General features: G+C 72.1%; 1 protein-coding gene. It reads right to left on the bottom strand.

Annotated elements, in window-relative coordinates; genetic code table 11:
• A partial coding sequence (locus D3D02_RS18855) for an aldo/keto reductase (protein WP_147435742.1) occupies positions 1-348 on the bottom strand: 348 nt, incomplete at its 3' end.
• Positions 349-535: the final 187 nt, after the last annotated feature.

Genomic DNA, 535 nt, shown 5'->3' with positions numbered 1-535 from the left:
GAGCGTGTCCATCCCCAGGTTCTCCCGAGAGCGGTCGACGAACCGCCGGAGGTTCGGCTCCGCGTAGCCGTCCGCCTCGTGCGGGTCGAGCCGGCGGCCGGCCTTCGTCGCGACGGTCACGTCGCCCGCGGCGATCTCGTCCGCGAGCGTCTCGCCGACGATCCGCTCCGACCGGCCGTCGCCGTACACGTCGGCGGTGTCGAAGAAGTCGATCCCGGCGTCGAGGGCGGCCTCGACGGCCGCGACCGCCTCCGCCTCCGTGACCTCGCCCCAGTCGCCGCCGATCTGCCAGGCGCCGTAGCCGACCTCGCTGAGCGCGCCGACGTCGCCGAGTTCGCGCTGGTTCATGTCGCCCGAACGTTTCTCGGCCGGACGCAAGGGCGTTCCGGAGGCGGGCGATCGCCGTCATCGCCGGACATCACCCGTTGTAACGGGGACCCGAAACGACTCGGGCGCGTCATGAAGCGGCTCGGACCGGCGGTGAACGCGGCCGGTCTGCTGATCAGCGCGGTCGGCACCATCGTGCGTTACGCAC

The sequence above is a fragment of the Halobellus sp. Atlit-38R genome, from assembly GCF_003665925.1.
In the GTDB taxonomy this organism is placed as follows: Archaea; Halobacteriota; Halobacteria; order Halobacteriales; family Haloferacaceae; genus Haloquadratum; species Haloquadratum inordinatus.
Note: the sequence above shows the minus strand (reverse complement) of the source record. Positions and strands in the feature narration are given on the sequence as shown.